The following is an 18,066-nucleotide window of genomic DNA, read 5'->3' on the forward strand; positions in this document are numbered from 1 at the left end:
GGTTTATATATATGGATACCGCAATCATCCTTACATTTCTTGCCCTCGCATCATTTCTGTTCCTGAGCGTACCTATCGGCATCGCCATCGGAATGAGCGTAATCGTGGGTATCTGGGCAGGCGACATGCTGCCTTATGAATTCCTGATCCAGAAAATGGTCACATCTCTTGATGTATTCCCGCTCATGGCGGTCCCGTTCTTCATTATGGCGGGTGAGATAATGCAGAAGGGGAGTATGGCTCAGCGTCTGTTGACCGTTTCCAAGAGCCTTGTCGGTCATATTACCGGCGGTATGGCACACATTTCCATCCTTACCAGCATGTTCTACGGAGCATTGTCCGGTTCAGCTCCTGCAACCGTTGCGGCTGTTGGCGGAATCATGGTGCCCTCCATGAAAAAAGAAGGCTATAGCACCTCCTTCTCTACTGCCGTCAACACCGCAGCGGGTTGTCTGGGCGTTATGATCCCACCCAGTGTTCCGTTGATTATCTATGGAACCACTGCAGGTGTATCTGTCGGAGATCTGTTTATCGCAGGTGTTCTTCCCGGTATTTTTGTAGGTCTTTGCCTGATGGCATGCAGCTACGTCCTGTCTAAGAAGTACGGATATACCGGAACCGGAGAGCGTGCTTCTTTCAAAGAAATCATGACCGCACTTAAAGATTCCATAGTGGCCCTCATGGTTCCGCTTATCGTTCTCGGTGGTATCTACGGCGGTCTGACCACTCCCACCGAAGCTGGTGTTATTGCGGTTCTCTACGCCTTTGTTGCCGAAGGACTCGTGCTGCGCACTTTAAGCTGGAATAAGGTTACTGAGATCTTCAAGGGAACAGCTCTGACTACTGCATCCATCTTTCTGGTTGTTGCCACAGCTACTGCGCTGGGTCAGATTCTGCTTTTCTACAATGTTCCTGATATGCTCGTTAACTTCCTCGTAGGGGTTTCCGACAATAAATATGTTCTTATCCCCATTATCCTGGTCTTTCTGCTGATCATGGGAACTTTTATGGACGCACTGGCAAATATTCTGATCCTGACCCCGTTGCTTTTGCCGGTGGTTAAGGTTCTGGGCATGAACCCGATCCATTTCGGTATTGTCATGATTGTTTGCGCATCCATGGGCTTCCTTACTCCCCCGGTCGGTGTTAACCTCTTCGTAGGCTGCAGTATTGGTAACATCAGCATTGAGAAACTCAGTGCCGCAGTTATGCCGTTCCTGTTCACCATGATTCTGGCTTTACTTGTCATTGTCTTCTTCCCGCCCTTGGCACTCTGGCTGCCCGGGCTGTAATAATACCCTGCCCGCCGTCCACCTCCAGGCGGCGGGCAATCTTTTTCGGAGTTCAACATGCACATCACCCCCTGTCCTGAAGGGAAGAGTATTATAGGCATTTCCGGTCATGCCGGAGTAGGGCATGTACACAGCCATTGCGGTTTTGTGCAGGATGATTCAGCAGGGTTCGCTGCAGCCATTGAAATTATTAAAAATGCCTACTCAGCAGATACCACCATCGCATCTGTTTCGGTAAATCTATACAGCGGTGAAGTTTCCGTGACCACCAATGACGGTGGCACAGGTAAAGCAATTGCCCGCCGCGGATTCACTCCCCATGAAGCTGAACTTGTTGAGGCGGCAAAAGGTCTTGATGCCAATTACAGCCAGTCCGTGGCTTTTCAGGTTTTTGGCCGTATTTATGGTCAGGGAGTGCTGGAAGGTCCGGTGGCGTTTCAGGCAGCCTGCTGTCTGGCGGTGATGGATACTTTTGAAAAGAAATTTCCCGGCTGCTTCATTCGCGGCAATGAAGATATGCCCGGTAAGATTGGTGGATGCATTGCTACCCGGTTGATCATAGATGAAATACCGGTTTCAGTCATGGCTTTGGTCAACGCCAACGATGGCGGCCTCGGTCCTGATGAAGACCTTGAAGGAAACATCGCCCTTGGTGACAAGGGCCGGGCGATGAAAGATCTCGGTCTTGACCGCTTGCCAACCATCATCCTTGAGAGTAAAGCCTACGTTCCTGCTCTTTGCGAAGGTGTGGATTATGACCGCATGTGGATCCGTATCAACGCAGAAACTGATAATCAATATGTATATGACGCTCTTCTTTCCGGTGTGCAGCAAGCTGATTTGTCTTACCTGAGTTCGGACACAGCCTACCCGAGGTATACCGGGGAACTGAAAGATGCTGTGCGGTCACTTGGCGGACGCATTGCTGATCTTGGAAAGTCTTTCTCGAACGCAGCGACTTCTGCTGAAAAGGTGAAGCTTATCAGTGAACTGGCTCTTTTGGTAAGTCAGGATGCCGGTGGGGTGACTTTTATGAGTGAGCATATGCATGATCAGGTAGGCGGTGGTGGAATTATGCCGGGCACAAGTGCGGTACTCTCTATGGCTGTATCTGAGAACTACATCAAGGAATGGAAAATTCCGTCTTTCAACGCTGAAGATGCGGCTATGTATATTGATGTCATAGCCAAAGCTCTGCCAGAATTGGCTGCCAATGCAGTGAAAGCTCAGGCTCAACTTGACGAAAGGTTTTCTTTCGACGAGGCGGAGCATAATTTCCTTTTTTAATATATCGATATCCCCTGATGTCAGACATTTCACAAGTAGAGGTCTGTCCTTACTATCAGCAGGACTCGACAATCCATAAAATTGACGATAACTTAATGAGATCAAGTTTTACTAAAATATTTTCAGATACTAGCCTCCCTTTCAGTACCGGAGAATCAATGAAAGGTATTAAAAAAATGACCTATAGCGAGCAGGTTGCCGATTATATAAGGCAGCAACTGCTTGAAGGTGAATTGTCTCCTGGAGATCAGGTCAAAGAAGTTGAGCTTTCCAAAAGACTCGGTATCAGTCGTGCGCCTATTCGTGAAGCTATGCAACAGTTGTCGCGTGAAGGCCTCATCCAGTCCGAGCCTCAGAAAGGTAAATATATCTCGGCCTTGACTTCAAAGGATATCATGGACAGCTATTTTACTGGGGGAGTTCTTGAAGCGGCGGCAGTAGCAAAAGCATTGTCTTCCTATACGCAGGAAGATTTCTCAGCAATGGAAACGTTGGTTGAGGATATGCGCAGTCTAGCCGAATCTGGGGCAAAGCCAGAGCAATTCGTTGTTCTCGATAATTCATTTCACGCTATACTTTTTTCCCGTATTGATAATGCATTGATCATTGAGTTGTGCCGGCGCTCATGTCAGGGAATCTCAAAGTTTCTGCTCTACAAGTTCTGGGTTAATGTCTATTCATCATCCGAGTTTTACGAGCGTCATCTTGCTATTCTTGATGCGCTCAAAAGTGGTGATCCTCAGACTGTTGAAATGGTTATCCGGGAGCATTACAGCGACTCCGGAAAGCGAATGGCAGAGTTCGGGGTGGACAGAGAGTAGCTCTCCCTTTTGATATTTGTGTCAGTATTCATAATTTTTTGTGGCAGCTTCTTAGGAGGCTGCCATTTTTTTTGGGGGCAACATTTTTCAGTGTATAGCATTGGTTGACCCTGTCTTGGGGGAAGAGAATCTTCACCATGAGAAAGCTCCCGTACTGAAGTACGGCTATTTCTTGTTGGGTTGGTCGATAGGTAGATGCTGGTATGTGGTGGGAGATCTGACTGGGTTGTATTCAGATTGTTGGGGGAGTATCATAGTTTTACTCCGTAATGGTTATGTTCATGTTAACCCAACATTTATAGGTAAGGCTCGTGGTCGTTGGCTTTTGAATCCTGTGCCCATTGCTATTGGGGCCTCGGCTGCGTTGGCGCATAGATGAGGAGAGTTAAGACACGCATACCCCCTTGCTACCAAGGAAAGCAGATCACCAAACACCGCAACAAGAGCTAAGATTGGAACCACTGAAGAAATCGGAACCAGAGTATATAGTCAATAATATCATGTGTTTAATCTGCATTGGCGAAATCGGGTGGGGAACCGGAGGGGCTCTGAAATTGGGAATTTGAATTGAGGCTCTTGGTGCTCTTTTTTGCTGTCGAACTTACTGTTTGTTTTTTGTTGATATGCTGTGATTAATTTTTGTGTAAAAAAAGCTGTTGAACTTGACTTTGTGTTATCGGTGTGAGATTTAGATTCTGTCGCTAACAACTAACCGAGGTGAAATAATGCCCGATTCTTTTCTTGATTCTTATCGCATTCAGATTCCGGCACACACTACAGATTTGATTGCACAGCACGTTCTTCCTCGTATTTTTGATTCTGTCGATGTAGCTTTGGAAGCATACTTTTTGGACGAAGAATTCAATGATGGCTATAGCATTGGCTCATATGGCTGGCGTAATGCATTCAATCGTTTGTCAGCAATTCCGAGGGATAGCGGTATAGAAGTCCGTGAGGACGCTCCTAACGATTTGGTTTTAAGTGTAGATGGTTTTAAATTCAGGGTTCACAAGGTTGACCCTGAAGATCTGCTACCTCGTGGTGGAAAAGCAGCAAAAAGAGCTGCAAAGGACATAAATTTGCCACTGCCGTTTATGGAGGCTCCTGCCACCGACCAAGTTAACCTGTATGTAGGATATGTTGTAGATCGTGATTTCGGGGTTAGAAAAGCTTTTATCGGTAATATGATTTCTGTTGAGCATAATTCGGATAAAGTTCAGTGTGTGCCGTTGTACACATTATACGATGGCGAGACAGAACAAGTTGTTGACAGCGGTGTGAATGTCAGAATACCTGATTCCGAGCCCTCAACTAAGCAGTTAGTTGGCAGGGAAGTTCGCAAAGAAGAGAGGAATGAAGGTGAGTCAAGTTCGGACTAGTAGATTTTACTTGGACAATTTTTCTCCGAGTAAAGTTACCCTCGCGCGTGAGTTGCGGGGATATTCGAAAAAGGCGTTAGCAGAGAAAGTTCAGAAGACGCCAAGTGCAATTACTCAAATTGAAAACGGTAAGATGAGGCCGGATATTGATACCTTTACGTCAATTGCGATGGCTTTAGCTGTGAAGCCGTCTTTTTTTTCTGATGTAAGTGTTACCCCTGAGGCATGTCTTGCTGAATGTAATTTTAGGTCTAAGCGAGTAGCTACCCAAGGCTTAAAAAAGCAAAGCATTGCTTATGGTAGGCTTGTATTGCAGCTTTTCAATTTTTTGGAAGGGCTAGGGGTTAATTTTCCCAAGCCTAATGTTCCCAAATATGGCAATGTTCCATTGGGTCAGTTGGAAAGAATTTCAGGTTTGGTGCGTGATCATTGGGAGCTTGGTATAATACCTCTTCCAACTCTTATGAATGTTTTAGAAGAGCATGGCGTGTTCGTGATCTTGCTTGATGCAAATAGTAGCGACTTAGATGCTTATTCTACTTATATTGATGGTCGCCCTTGCGTAATGGTTGATTATAACAAGCCTGCCAGTAGGCAACAATTTGATTTGGCCCATGAGCTAGGACATTTGGTGCTTCATGAGGATTCTGAAGCAAATTTGGTGAATAAAGAGAGAGAAGCAAACTGGTTTGCTGGCTCGTTTCTCGCTCCTGCTGAACTTTTTAAACAAGAATGCCCTAGAAGGTGGCATTATGGGGCATATCTTGAGTTGAAGCAGCGGTGGTACATGTCTATTCAAGCTTGTATGTACAGAGCTAAACAACTCCATATAATGACAGAGTCCAGTTATAGATGGGGAATGAAGCAGATTAGTATGAGGGGGGAGCGCATGAACGAGTCGGGAGAGTTCAAAAAAACAAAGCCTGTGCTTCTAACGCAGGCCTTAGAGCTTGTGAAGGATGAAATTTCTATGTCCGACATAACTGAAGAACTTGGGTTGAATTCTTCGGAATTGATGGCCCTACTCGAAGTTCAGCAGGTTCCTGCAAATATTATTAATGATTTAGCTCCTAAAGTTCAAAAGCAGTCTAAGATTGTTTCTATTCGGGAATAATCTCTTTATTATCGAGAAGTAGATTTGGGCCGGTCTCGCAGGAGACCGGCTTTTTCATTTTGTTAAAGGTGTGTTTACCCATTTTTTTATAGGAACCATTCTGGTCCTAATTCAAAATAATCAGCTCCCAGCATCAACTTGGTTGGCAGAATGTCATTGCGGAACGGAATTTTGTATGGCCTCGGCAACGTAGCGCATATATTTAAGAGATTCGATACTCCGGATGTTTCGCTACAGCAAAAGCAACGGAACAACCGAAGGATTTCATCGCAAGATGAAGCGTATCCAGAGGCGAGCATACGGGTTCAGAAACTTTGAAAATTATCGGCTGCGTGTACGGGTTTTGTGCAGGTAGTCGAGAAGAACATCAACGGTTGGAAATTTGGTCAATCGGGCTTGCGCCCCTTTGTTTGGTGTAGACCCTGGTTCCCCGACTGGTTCGCCAAACGAAAAAAGGACTTAAGATTAAAATCTTAAGTCCTTGAATTCTCTGGTAGGCACGAGCAGATTTGAACTGCTGACCCCTTGCGTGTCAAGCACAGGGTAACGGTCTTAATGGTTTGGATTTATTGATCTTTATTTCTTGGGGGTCAACATTTTTCAGTGATGTTATAGGGGTGTTATAGGCATTGGTTGACCATAGGTTGACCGTCCCGGTTGACCCTGTTTTTTGGGGATGATTATGGGGCTCGTGGAGTGGGGGTGAGACTGATTTTTATGCGTGCCGTATTAATGTGTAAATGTCGTTGAGGAAATTTGTAAAGCAGCCAATCTTAAATTAGATTGACTTGTGGGGTTAACATAGATCGTTTCAACTGATAACCTTCGATCATGACTGAAAAGCAGCGCGCCAGATTGGGCTGGGTAAAGCTCTACGAGGAAGTCGGTGATGCCGGATTTGTCTGCCGTCGATGTGGCATTTCTCGCCCAACTTTGAGGAAGTGGTATCGCCGCTATAAAGAGTCCGGCATTGACGGGTTGACAGATATGTCCCGTCGCCCCAAATCTTCTCCGAGACAGAAAGTCTGCTCTGCAACCGAGTTCATCATTCTTTCCATGAGAGAAGAAAGGCATCTCGGCGCAAAACGGATTAGCAGCGAGCTATTACGTCTCCACGATATCAAGTTGTCGCCGCCAACAATCCAGAAAGTACTGAACAGAAACAAGAAAGGCCACCTGCCCAGCAAGTTTAAAAGAAGAAAGCACACTAAACGCTACAATCGTCCTATTCCGGGAGATAGGGTACAAATTGACGTATGCAAAATTGCTCCTGGACTTTATCACTATGCAGCCATTGATGATTGTTCTCGCTACAAAGTTATGGGCTTATATCCGCGTCGAACCGCAGCAAATACGATTAGATTTCTAGACCGTGTTGTTGAAGAAATGCCTTTTCCAATTCAGAGGGTTCAAACAGATCGGGGACGCGAGTTTTTTGCTTACAAGGTCCAAGAATGGTTGAAAGAATACTGTATAAAGTTCAGACCTATAAAACCATATTCTCCGCATTTAAACGGAAAAGTTGAACGGGGTCACAAAACAGATTTACAAGAATTTTATGCTACTGCTGACCTTTCTGCTCCTGACTTGCACGACAAGCTTGATGAGTGGCAGCATTTCTATAACTGGCATCGCCCTCACTCCTCTCTTGGTGGCAAAACTCCAATGGATCGCTATTACGAACTCAACAAGAAAACGCCGTTCTCAGATGAAGTGGTTGCCAACTATTTCCCAGAAGAAGAGCCGATAAGGGAGCAGCATTACAAGCGCGAACAAGCGGTAAAAAAGTTGAAATGATGTCTATTAACCCCAAAATTGACTGCTTTTATGGTTTGTTTTCCAGCTAATTAATTTTAAATATAACTAGCTTTTCATCTGATTTATAAGATTTTGCAGAACTTGGGCTTGTTTCGCCATTTCATCAACAGCCTTAGCAGATTCCTGCATAGCCTGCTTTGTTTCAGAAGAAATTTCAGCAACTTGCCCCAAAGATCTATTAATCTCTTCGCTGGTAGCAGATTGCTCCTCTGAAGCAGTTGCTATACTCTGTACCTGTTCAGAGGTCTGATCGACAAACGAAACGATCGAATTCAAAGCTTCTCCAGATTGTTCTGACAGCTGCGCCGTTTCGTTAATTTTCCCCACAGCTGTTTCAACATGGCCTATATTTGCATTAGTTCCTTGCTGAATCTTCTTGATTGCAGCACCAACTTCTTGGGTTGCGTCCATAGTTTTTTCTGCAAGTTTTCGAACTTCATCCGCAACTACAGCAAAACCACGTCCAGCATCCCCAGCACGGGCAGCTTCAATCGCTGCATTTAAAGCTAGTAGGTTGGTTTGGTCGGCAATATCAGAGATCACTTCCATGACCTGACCTATTCCTTCAGCATCTTTACCAAGAATAGTTACATCGTCTTTTAGTTTCTGGGCTACACTTTGAACTTCTTCCATACTGGTCAAAACTTTGGTGACAAGACTAGACCCAGCTTGGGCTTTATCTTTTGTCATACTCGCTGTTTCGGCTGAGCTAGAAGCATTTTGTGCAACCTCAAGAACCGTTGCATTCATTTCTTCCATCGCAGTGGCTGCTTCACTAATTTGTGCATATTGTTCACTAGTGCTTCTTGTTGACTGTTCAATTTGAGCTGAAAGCTGTTCAGAAGCTGAAGTTACAATACTTACTACTTCTTCAAGGTCTCTAGCTGCTTGGAGTTTGCCTTCTTTCTCCGCTCTAGCAGCTAGTTCTTTAGCTTCGTTAGCTTCTTCTACTGCAATATTGGCGCGGGCCGCTTCTTCTTCTGCGGCTTTACTTTTTTCTTCAGCCTCAAGAATCATTTTTTTCAAATTTTCAACCATTTTTTTCAAAGCTTCAGCGAGTACTCCAATTTCATCAGCTTGGTTGATGTCTAATTTTTGATTAAAATCACCATTAGCCACAGCTTCAGCAAAATTCACAGATTTTTTCACTGGCGCAACGATGGCTCCTGCTAAAAACCAGAGAGTCACACATGCCAGAACTGCTACACCTATTCCAGTTAGAATTGCTGTCTGAAAGCTACTCCTGCTATTTTCAGACATATCTTTACTTAGTTGAATTGCATCGGCAAAAACTATATTTCTGGGCACTGTTATCAGAACTGCCCAAGGAGTTCCTGTATTCCCTAATGGTATCGGTGCCATAGCCAGAACAATACCATCTTCTTTGCCCAAGTTTATGTATGATTCTGCTGCCTTAACTTTTTGACTTATCTTATCTGCATGTGTGCTATCTGTCTGGGATATGGGTTTCCCAACATTTTTAGGGGTAGAGCTATCGGCAACAATTATACCCATATAGCTTATAACCTGTACTGTTGCTTTTCCTTTATAAAGTCCTTTAGCTACATCTTTCGCAAGGTCTTGCACGAAGTCCAAACGTAAGTCTGTTCCGCCTATCCCAACAAATTTGTTGTTAATACGGATGGGGACGGACATGGTTGTTAACATTTCCTGTTTACCTTGCACTATGTAAGGAAATGGGTCGAGTATGTTTTCTTTGCCTGTTTCTCGTGGGTTCAGATACCATCCTCCTTTGCGCACTCCGTTAGGATGCAGGCTTGAATCCTCGTATCCTACAAGTGCTTGTCTTGCTATATTTCCATTTTTATCCCTATTCCAATATGGGACAAAACGACCTGTATTATCATAACCATCCTTTGTCTTACCTGCATACATTAAGTCATTAGGATCAATAGCGTTTGGTTCCCACGCACTGTATGTTCCCAAAAATTCGGGGTTGTCTTTTAGGGTTGTTAAAAGAATGTCATTAAAAACCTTTCTTAAATTTACGCTATATCTGGTAGACTCATCAGAGCGCATTGTTTTAAAAACACTGGCTAAAGTTCGTGCTGTATCAATATTTACTTCTAGTTTAGCACGAATAACTCCTGCCTCACCTTTTGCAATCCCTAAAAGACCATTCGCGGTTGACTTTTCGATTAAATTATCAACACGATCTCCTACAAAATGACTTGTATTATTTTGCTCCCAGATTTGTAAGAATATAAGTGCCATTGCTAAAACTGTGATACAGCAAGCCGAGCTAAGCACAATTTTTGTTTTAATTGATTTAAAATTCATAATCCCACTCCCTTCGAAAAAAACAATTTAGCTTCATTTGTAAAAATATTAATTCATAACGATCATTGTTTTTTAAACAAATAAGAACGCAGTTATATAATTTAGACCCTCCCTGAATAACAACGTAACAATTACACCAATACTTCCATATTCAATAAAGAAACTACATCTTCAAGATGAAATGGTTTAGTAAGACAACCACCCATGCCTGCTTCCATATATACTTTTTTATCAACAGTACCTGCCAATGCTGTATATGCAAAAACAGGTGTGTTCTTGTTTAACTTTCCAGTTTTACCTAGACGTAACCTTTTAGTAACTTCTAAGCCATCAATGAATGGGATCTGAATATCCATAAACACTAGCTCAAAATAATTTTCCTGTAATAATTTGATAGCTTCATTGCCATCTTGCGCTACACGGACATTGCACCCCAAATTTTCAAGGGCTTTTTTAAGAATTAATTGATTAATTATTTCGTCTTCTACAATTAATATATTCAACAAGAACTTTTTTGGAGAAATATCCGTCATAAGCCCTCCAGCACAATTTTATGAAATCAAAAGATCAATTGTCCTCAATAGCTGTGTGTAGATCTCTAAGAAGTGGCATCGTCAAGTTTAAAGGCTACTTTGAAAATTGTTCCGACTTCCTCATTTGACACGAAACTAGCGCGACCTCCGAGGTAATTCTCGGTGAGTAACTTTATCGAATATGTCCCGAGTCCTCGTCCCTTACCTTTTGTAGAAAAAGATCTTTTGAAAACTTGCTTTTGTACGGATAAATCCATCACATAACTATTATGGACTTCAAAAATACAATAATCATTTTTGTTGTAACAACCGATCTTAATAATTCCACCCGGATCTGTTGCCTCTAATGCATTTTTCATCATGTTTATTAGTATCCGTCTAAGCATAGAATACTCGGTCTTGATTCCAACATTTTCAGAAGATTGTATTATTAGAATATCTTTATTTATTGCTAGTTGATGAGAACGAAATTCTTTAGCCACAGAGTTTAGAATTTCTAGCGACTGAAGGGGTCTTGGTTCAATATGAAAATCACCTTTTTCAGCTTGTATAAATTCTTGTTGTGTTTTGATTTCTTCAACAAGCCCATACAGGGCGGTGTTTAATAACTCCATAGATTCTCTAATTTGCGAATTTCCTTCTGAAATTAAAATATTGACCAAGCTTTTAGCACCCCCGGCAGAGTTTAGAATATCGTGAAAAAAAACTCTTTCCATAACCTCTTTATTTTTTTCATCCGCTATATCCATCACTGTCACTATATAATAGTTTGCTCCATTGACTTTAAATGGAGCAGAGTGAACCCGCAGATCAAGTGCCTGAACTTCTCCATTTACTAATTGGAGTATTTGACAGTCATATGTCGATGGCTTGTTTGTCTTTATGCTTTCAAGAACAGCAATAACAGCACCGCACTCACTGCAATAGCCAGATGTTCCGCATCCGCCTGGTTCCATATTGGAATAAACGCAATTTAAAATTTCTCCTGGTCGTTGACCTATAAACTCATGGACTGTTTTTTGACCTAACATTTCTAAAAATACATGATTGCTGAAAACAACCTGTCTTTTTTCATTCAATACCAGAATGGGAAGTGGAAAATAATTAAAATAATGAGCACAAGAACTTCGAGAAATGCTTTCAAAGTCCTCCTCTACATGTACTGCTGAAAAACGTTCTGCCGGAGCAAATTTTGTATCCATACTAATCCTCAACAATTTTATTTCTTTAAAAACAAACTTTATATCAAGAGGCTAACCAAACATACTTTATTAAATTATTACTGGATTCGTTATTGCTTCGGCAATTGCATCTAATAATTGGGGTTTACTGACAGGCTTTGAAACATAACTGTTCATACCGGCATTCAAAAATATTTCACGATCTCCGTTCATTGAATAAGCGGTCATAGCAACTATTGGTATGCGAATATGCTCATCTCCAGCCTCGCCTTTACGTATAGCTTCCGTTGCCTCAATACCGTTCATATCTGGCATCTGGATATCCATAAGGACGACATCAATTCTATGCTTTTCAAGAACTTCCAGTGCCTCTTTACCAGTAGCTGCGCACATAACTTCGAACCCCTCCTTTTCAAGGAGAATACGTACTGCATAGTTATTGATGTAGTCGTCTTCTACGACCAATACCTTAAGCTTTACGGAGCCTGAATTCTTAACTTTATGTGTCCCTTCAACACTTGTTGTTTGGATATCCTCTTCTAAGGGCAAACTTAAAATCATAGTCGTACCTTCATTAAGATTAGAATCAACGGTAAGGTTTCCTTTCATCAAATCCACCAGACGTTTACAGATAGCAAGCCCAAGTCCAGCACCTTCATATTGTCTGGTAAATCCAGCTGAAGCTTGAGTAAAAGGTAAAAATAATTCATCAATCTTTTCATCAGGAATGCCGGGACCAGTGTCAGAGACAAAAAACAACATCCTGCTACGAGCGTTGTTTATACATTGAAAATGAATAGTTAATGTAACACTGCCACTATTAGTGTATTTTATTGCATTACCAACAAGGTTATTAAGAACCTGTTGAATTCTTAAACGATCACCCACGAAAAAATGAGGAGTTGCTGGATCTATATGGTATGAAAAGTCCAATTCTTTTTGTTCAGCTGCTAATGTAAAAAGCTGACAAACCTCTTCAACTGTTTCTGACAGATCAAACGGTTTATTAACCAGTAACATTCTACCGGCTTCAATTCGCGAAATGTCGAGAATATCTGAAAGAAGTTGAGTTAATCTATCAGACGATTTTACTGCCGCATTTGCGTATTCTTGCTGCTCCTCGTTGAGTTCTGTTGTTTCTAGAAGTTGCATCATTCCAACTATGCCGTTAAGAGGTGTCCGCAATTCATGACTCATATTGGCTAAAAATTCAGATTTAGTTTTATTGGCTTGTTCTGCCAAATCTTTAGCTTTCAATAGAGCTTTTTCTGCTTGTTTCCGTTCTGTGCAATCGCGAGCGATTGACAATACATTGGTTTCACCACCTCTTTTGAACAATCGGCAGGAAACTTCTACAGGAATAATTTCCCCCGATTTGGGAATATGATGTGTTTCAAAAATTACGTTGCCTTCATGTTTTAGGATGCTCCACGCTTTGCTGTTTGCTTCGTAATCATCTTTAGGGTTAAGTTCTGGGGGAGTCATTTTAAGCAATTCTTCACGGGTATAACCAAGCTTCGAGCAAGCGACGGCATTAACTTCTGTGAATTTAGACATTTTTTTGTCATTATATGGATGTACGAAAATAGGATCATTTGCTGAATCGAATAGAAGTTTATATTGTTCAGTACTTGCAATTAGCTTTGACTCAATTTCTTTGAGTTCAGAAATATCTTCTAGGTTTGAAAGCATGTACTCATTATTTCCAATTACGACTCGAGCGGCATTGTATATGACCTCAATCTCTTTGCCTTGCTTATTTTTGATAGTCACAAATTTGCTGATTGTTTTCTTCTTATTAAGCTCGTTTACTAATATACTCCGTCGTTCTGGGGTTAGCCAACCCAACTCAATTGAAGTTTTACCTATAATTTCTTGACGACTATACCCTGATATTTCTTCAAATTTTTTATTGATATCGATAAATTTCCCCGTCTTGAAATCTCCAAAAGAAATCATCGTAGGAGCAGATTGAAATAATGAATAAAAACGACGTTCAGCCTCACGTAATTTATTCAGAGTAGCAATCTGATCAGTCACATCCTGCACAAAACCGCAAAGCCGATCTTTGCCGGAAAAAGGGTCCGAATATGTCGAAAAAGTAAGTATAGCATCAATAGCTTTGCCGCTTTTACATTTATAACGATTATTGAATGACTTCCAATTGTAACTACCGTCTTTTACCTTACGGATAAATTCAGGTCTCATTTGTGCGTTTTCATACAAAGCTTCGGCAATGGAGGTTTTGTTAACATATTCAATCAATTCATGAGGAGAATTATAACCAAGCATCTTAACGATGGCATTGTTCACATAATAAAACTTTCCATCTGGGCTAGATTCAAACATTCCAATTGGGACATTATCAAACATAGCTCGTATTCTATCATGCGCAATTTGAGCTGCTTTTCTAGCTTTAACTTCTGAAGTAATATCATGAATAAAATTCAATGAAGCTGGTGCTCCTTCCCACTCAATCAATATTCCTGATATGCTGATATAAATCACTTGCCCATTTTTCTTAATAGCTCGAAATTCATATCTTTGAGGGACTTCCTTTCCGCTCAATCGATCAAAATGACGTCGTAGTACACATTCTTTGTCCTCGGGATGAACAAAATTTTCAATACCGTGTTCCTTAAACTCTCGATTTGAATACCCAGACAAGTCTGACAAGTAGGGATTTGCAAACTGGACCAGACCTTGTTGAACAATTAGAATGCCTTCTTGGCATTGTTCAACAACAAGCTTATAGATGTCCGCCATTTTAACTTGCTGAGCATTTGTCATCTGTTCCTCCATCAGCTAGCGGGTTAATTATTTCCCTTTGGAAGAATTATGTTCAGATCCAGTGACAGGGGATGTTGGAACATAGTTGTTTATTATTTTTAAAACATGACCTTCTTCTTGAAATAAATCCATTGCAGCATCAAATTTTTCAAGAATATTTTTGAAAGATGATTTTTTACTTATGAACAATTTAATTTTCATCGACTCAAGTTTAGGGGGTAACTCTTCAACCTTATTAATTAGTTTTATTTGGTTGAGAATATAACTGGTTGAAACAGATAGACCCACAGATGCGTCACACCGACCTGCCGCCAATCCTTTCAAAACCAGTTTGGTATTTGGGAGCCAGTGTATTTCATGTGAAGTTAAGTTTTGCCTAGCCCACCCATTTCCAATGTATTGACACAAAGAATATGCAGAAAGTTCTTCAACTGTTCTCACATTACGTAAATGTTCATAACGAGGACTTTTACGGGAAATAAACACTGATAGTTCAACTGGGAGAATTGAAACGTAACTTGACTCTGCATAGCTAAGTCGCTCCGGAGTCTCTATAGTTACAAAAGCATCCGCCTTTCCGCATTTTACAAGCTTTTGTGCTCTCTCCCAAGGATAGCTTTTATGCGACAATCGAATACCAAGTCGATCTCTCAATACACCATCCAAGATATCTACAAAAATACCTTTAGTTTTTCCTTTTTCGGAATATGAATATGGTGCGAAATCATCATAATATACAATTCGCATAACTCCACTTGCCCAAACGTGTTGAACAAATCCCATAAGCGAAAATAACGGAAGAAGAAGGATTACTAGCTTTGCTCGGTATGGAATATCTATATAACTAAGCATGTCTTTCCTTCCTCTTTGCTGAACTTAAAATTTTGATTTGGAGGGAGTGGCGATATCTCCACTCCCTCTTATAAATTATACAAGGGGAATTATGCAGCTTGACCTTCAGAAGATTCGTTATCAATATCTAAAGCGAGCAATAACTCTTCTTCGGAAAAGACTTTGTTTACATCAACAATGATTATAAACTGGTCTTCTTGACGACCCATGCCTTTTATATAATTGGCTTCAATTGAGGAACCCATTTTAGGGGCTGGTTCAATATCATCTTCTGACATTCCAAAGACTTCGCGAACCGAATCCACCAATGCGCCCATTACGATCATCTCCTCGTCGCTGTAATCAACTTCGAGGATTATTATGCAGGTATCAACGGTGTACTCCGTTGGACTCATTCCGAGTTTTAATCGCATATCCATGACAGGAACAGCATGTCCTCTTAAATTTATAACACCCTTCATGTATTCAGGAGTTCGGGGAATTGTCGAAATTGTGCTCAATTCCAATACTTCACGTACTTTAACTATATCGAGGGCAAATATCTCCTTATTCAACGTAAACGTCAGATATTGACCTTGAGATGATATATTTGCAGACGTCATAATTACTCCTAAAATCTCTCAAATTGTTCGTCATCATCCATTTGTAAATCTACACCTAGATCATTGCTTACCGTGGTCTTAGTTGTACTATTGGTAGGTAAAGCTACAGAGCGAGTTTTTTTTGCTGGAAGAGCACGAATGGTTCCATACCCACTGTTGCCTACATTGAAGAACGACATTGTCATTTGAAGCTGCTGTGCCTGTCCTGACAATTCTTCACTTGTAGAGGCCATTTCTTCAGAGGCAGAGGCATTTTGTTGAATTACAGTGTCCAGTTGGGTTATAGCCTGATTAATTTGTCCAGCACCTGCATTTTGCTCATCGCTTGCAGCTGAGATTTCTTGAACCAAGGAAGCAGTCTTTTCAATATCAGGTACGAGTGCTTCAAGCATTTGACCGGCTTTCTCTGCTACATCGACACTGGTTGAAGAGAGCTCGCTAATTTCAGAAGCAGCTCTACCGGACCTTTCTGCAAGCTTGCGAACTTCTGCGGCAACAACTGCAAACCCTTTACCGTGTTCACCAGCCCGTGCAGCTTCAATTGCAGCATTCAATGCTAACAAGTTAGTCTGTCTTGCAATCTCTTCAATTATTGAAATCTTCTCTGCAATGCTTTTCATTGCATCCACTGTTTGAGTTACAGCGATACCGCTTTCTTTGGCATCTCGAGCAGACTTCGTTGCTAACTCATCTGTTTCTTTTGCATTTTGCGCATTCTGGCTAATGTTAGAAGCCATTTGCTCCATTGAAGAAGAAACTTCTTCAATGGAAGCTGCCTGCTCAGTTGCCCCCTGAGACAAAGATTCGGACGAAGCTGAAAGTTCTTCGCTACCAGAGGCAACATTGTCTGTCGCGGACTGAACGTCAGAGACAACCTCTGTGAGCTTGTCTTTCATATTCCGGAGTGCTTCAGCTAAGATACCGATCTCATCTTTCTGGTGTACATCGATTGTTTTAGTTAAATCCCCATCGGATAGATATTTCGCAAACCTGACACCTTTCATTACTGGACCAGTAATCATTTTAGTCAAAAATACTGCCATAAGAAGTCCAAGGATGAGTGCTACAATGAGTCCAACAACCATCACAGTCGATGCTTCCCCTAAAGCACTGACTGCATCATTAGCTCTTAACTGCGTAGCATCCACACCAGCCATTGCTGTTCCTTTGGCGGCTTCCAACACTTCATTCGCAACCACGCCTCTTCCCTTGTTAATATCTTGTAATGCCAAGAAGTTGTCTAAGAAAGACTGCATTGCGGCTCCGTATGCTTTGGCGGCAGCACGAGTATTACTAATCTGGTCAATATTGAATTGCTGTCTTGTAATTTTTGATAACGCTTTAAATTTTTCTTCCATCTTCGGAAAATTTTCCATCGCCGAACGCATTTCTTCAGGGTCTCTTGTCGCTTGAGACCTAAAGTTCTTTACTCGGGTATCATTTCCCAAATCAATTATGTCGTTGATTAGGGTTATTTTTTCTAGTCGCTCAATTAATTTTTCGGGATAGGCACCGGACTTAAGTTCGCGTTCCATAGCCTCATTCTGTGAGAGTAAGAAATCAGCACAGTTTTTAATGTATTTACCGGCAGCTTTGTCCATTTGCTGGCGATTTGCTGCCATAGCAACAATTAATTGGTTCGTTTTTGTAGCAAGTCCAGAATATTTGGTGACACCATCACGAGCTCTAATTACATCTTTTTTTAGTTGGATTAAGTCAGGATACTTTTCAACATGTCCCTGAGCTTTTTTTAGACTGTTATTAACCGATGCAATGGCTTTTTCGCCCTCCTGCCAAAATGACTCTTTCTCACTTAGAGAGTATCCCCGCATTGCGTACATTGCTAACAGCGAAGAACGTTCAAGTTCGTTAGCGATAGCTACTTCAGGTACATATTCATGTGCCAGTCGTTCAGATTCGTTACTTACTTGTTGCATATTAAGTATTGCAACCCCACCCAAAACCATGGCTATCAAGATGAGACATCCAAACCCCAGACCCAATTTCAGACCCAGCTTTAAATTCTTGAACATAAGAGACCTCCCAACTAATTGTTAAACGCCGCCATATAATTAGTACCAATTAGGACTAGAGAA

At 41.6% G+C, this 18,066-nt stretch carries 14 protein-coding genes; 7 read left to right on the forward strand and 7 right to left on the reverse strand.

Annotation, left to right across the window (positions count from 1 at the left end):
- Positions 1-11: 11 nt before the first annotated feature.
- The 7 genes from ACNI29_RS13025 (at position 12) to ACNI29_RS13055 (ending at position 7,690) form a co-directional block, all read left to right on the forward strand.
- On the forward strand, positions 12-1,292 hold the full coding sequence (locus ACNI29_RS13025; protein ID WP_419778805.1) for a TRAP transporter large permease: 1,281 nt from the start codon (positions 12-14) through the stop codon (positions 1,290-1,292).
- A gap of 57 nt (positions 1,293-1,349) precedes the next feature.
- Positions 1,350-2,579, forward strand: a complete 1,230-nt coding sequence (locus ACNI29_RS13030; RefSeq protein WP_419778806.1) for a hypothetical protein — start codon at positions 1,350-1,352, stop codon at positions 2,577-2,579.
- 158 nt (positions 2,580-2,737) lie between these two features.
- The gene (locus ACNI29_RS13035) at positions 2,738-3,400 is read left to right on the forward strand and encodes a GntR family transcriptional regulator (RefSeq protein ID WP_419778807.1); all 663 of its coding nucleotides are present in this window, start codon (positions 2,738-2,740) and stop codon (positions 3,398-3,400) included.
- Positions 3,401-4,125: 725 nt separating this feature from the next.
- The gene (locus ACNI29_RS13040; RefSeq protein ID WP_419778808.1) at positions 4,126-4,779 is read left to right on the forward strand and encodes a hypothetical protein; all 654 of its coding nucleotides are present in this window, start codon (positions 4,126-4,128) and stop codon (positions 4,777-4,779) included.
- Positions 4,780-4,789: 10 nt separating this feature from the next.
- Positions 4,790-5,893, forward strand: a complete 1,104-nt coding sequence (locus tag ACNI29_RS13045; protein WP_419778809.1) for an ImmA/IrrE family metallo-endopeptidase — start codon at positions 4,790-4,792, stop codon at positions 5,891-5,893.
- Between the two features lie 196 nt (positions 5,894-6,089).
- Complete coding sequence (locus tag ACNI29_RS13050; RefSeq protein WP_419782107.1) at positions 6,090-6,248, forward strand: transposase; 159 nt, start codon at positions 6,090-6,092, stop codon at positions 6,246-6,248.
- 476 nt (positions 6,249-6,724) lie between these two features.
- Entirely contained in the window at positions 6,725-7,690 is a 966-nt protein-coding gene (locus ACNI29_RS13055) for an IS481 family transposase (RefSeq protein ID WP_419778810.1), read from the forward strand.
- A gap of 66 nt (positions 7,691-7,756) precedes the next feature.
- Here the strand turns inward: ACNI29_RS13055 and ACNI29_RS13060 are convergent, their stop codons facing one another.
- The 7 genes from ACNI29_RS13060 to ACNI29_RS13090 all read right to left on the reverse strand — a co-directional run bounded on the left by ACNI29_RS13060 (position 7,757) and on the right by ACNI29_RS13090 (position 18,003).
- The gene (locus ACNI29_RS13060; protein WP_419778811.1) at positions 7,757-10,012 is read right to left on the reverse strand and encodes a methyl-accepting chemotaxis protein; all 2,256 of its coding nucleotides are present in this window, start codon (positions 10,010-10,012) and stop codon (positions 7,757-7,759) included.
- A 131-nt stretch (positions 10,013-10,143) separates the two neighbouring features.
- On the reverse strand, positions 10,144-10,545 hold the full coding sequence (locus ACNI29_RS13065; RefSeq protein WP_419778812.1) for a response regulator: 402 nt from the start codon (positions 10,543-10,545) through the stop codon (positions 10,144-10,146).
- 65 nt (positions 10,546-10,610) lie between these two features.
- Positions 10,611-11,747 carry a PAS domain-containing sensor histidine kinase gene (locus ACNI29_RS13070; protein ID WP_419778813.1) on the reverse strand — a complete coding sequence of 379 codons (1,137 nt, stop codon included), beginning with the start codon at positions 11,745-11,747 and terminating at the stop codon, positions 10,611-10,613.
- A gap of 69 nt (positions 11,748-11,816) precedes the next feature.
- Complete coding sequence (locus ACNI29_RS13075) at positions 11,817-14,516, reverse strand: PAS domain S-box protein (protein ID WP_419778814.1); 2,700 nt, start codon at positions 14,514-14,516, stop codon at positions 11,817-11,819.
- A gap of 27 nt (positions 14,517-14,543) precedes the next feature.
- On the reverse strand, positions 14,544-15,368 hold the full coding sequence (locus tag ACNI29_RS13080; protein ID WP_419778815.1) for a substrate-binding periplasmic protein: 825 nt from the start codon (positions 15,366-15,368) through the stop codon (positions 14,544-14,546).
- An 89-nt stretch (positions 15,369-15,457) separates the two neighbouring features.
- A complete protein-coding gene (locus ACNI29_RS13085; protein ID WP_419778816.1) occupies positions 15,458-15,970 on the reverse strand; it encodes a chemotaxis protein CheW in 513 nt (170 codons plus the stop codon).
- A gap of 8 nt (positions 15,971-15,978) precedes the next feature.
- The gene (locus ACNI29_RS13090) at positions 15,979-18,003 is read right to left on the reverse strand and encodes a methyl-accepting chemotaxis protein (RefSeq protein ID WP_419778817.1); all 2,025 of its coding nucleotides are present in this window, start codon (positions 18,001-18,003) and stop codon (positions 15,979-15,981) included.
- Positions 18,004-18,066 lie beyond the last annotated feature (63 nt).

Source organism: Maridesulfovibrio spiralis (SeqCode) (assembly GCF_048571135.1).
Taxonomy (GTDB): domain Bacteria; phylum Desulfobacterota; class Desulfovibrionia; order Desulfovibrionales; family Desulfovibrionaceae; genus Maridesulfovibrio; species Maridesulfovibrio spiralis.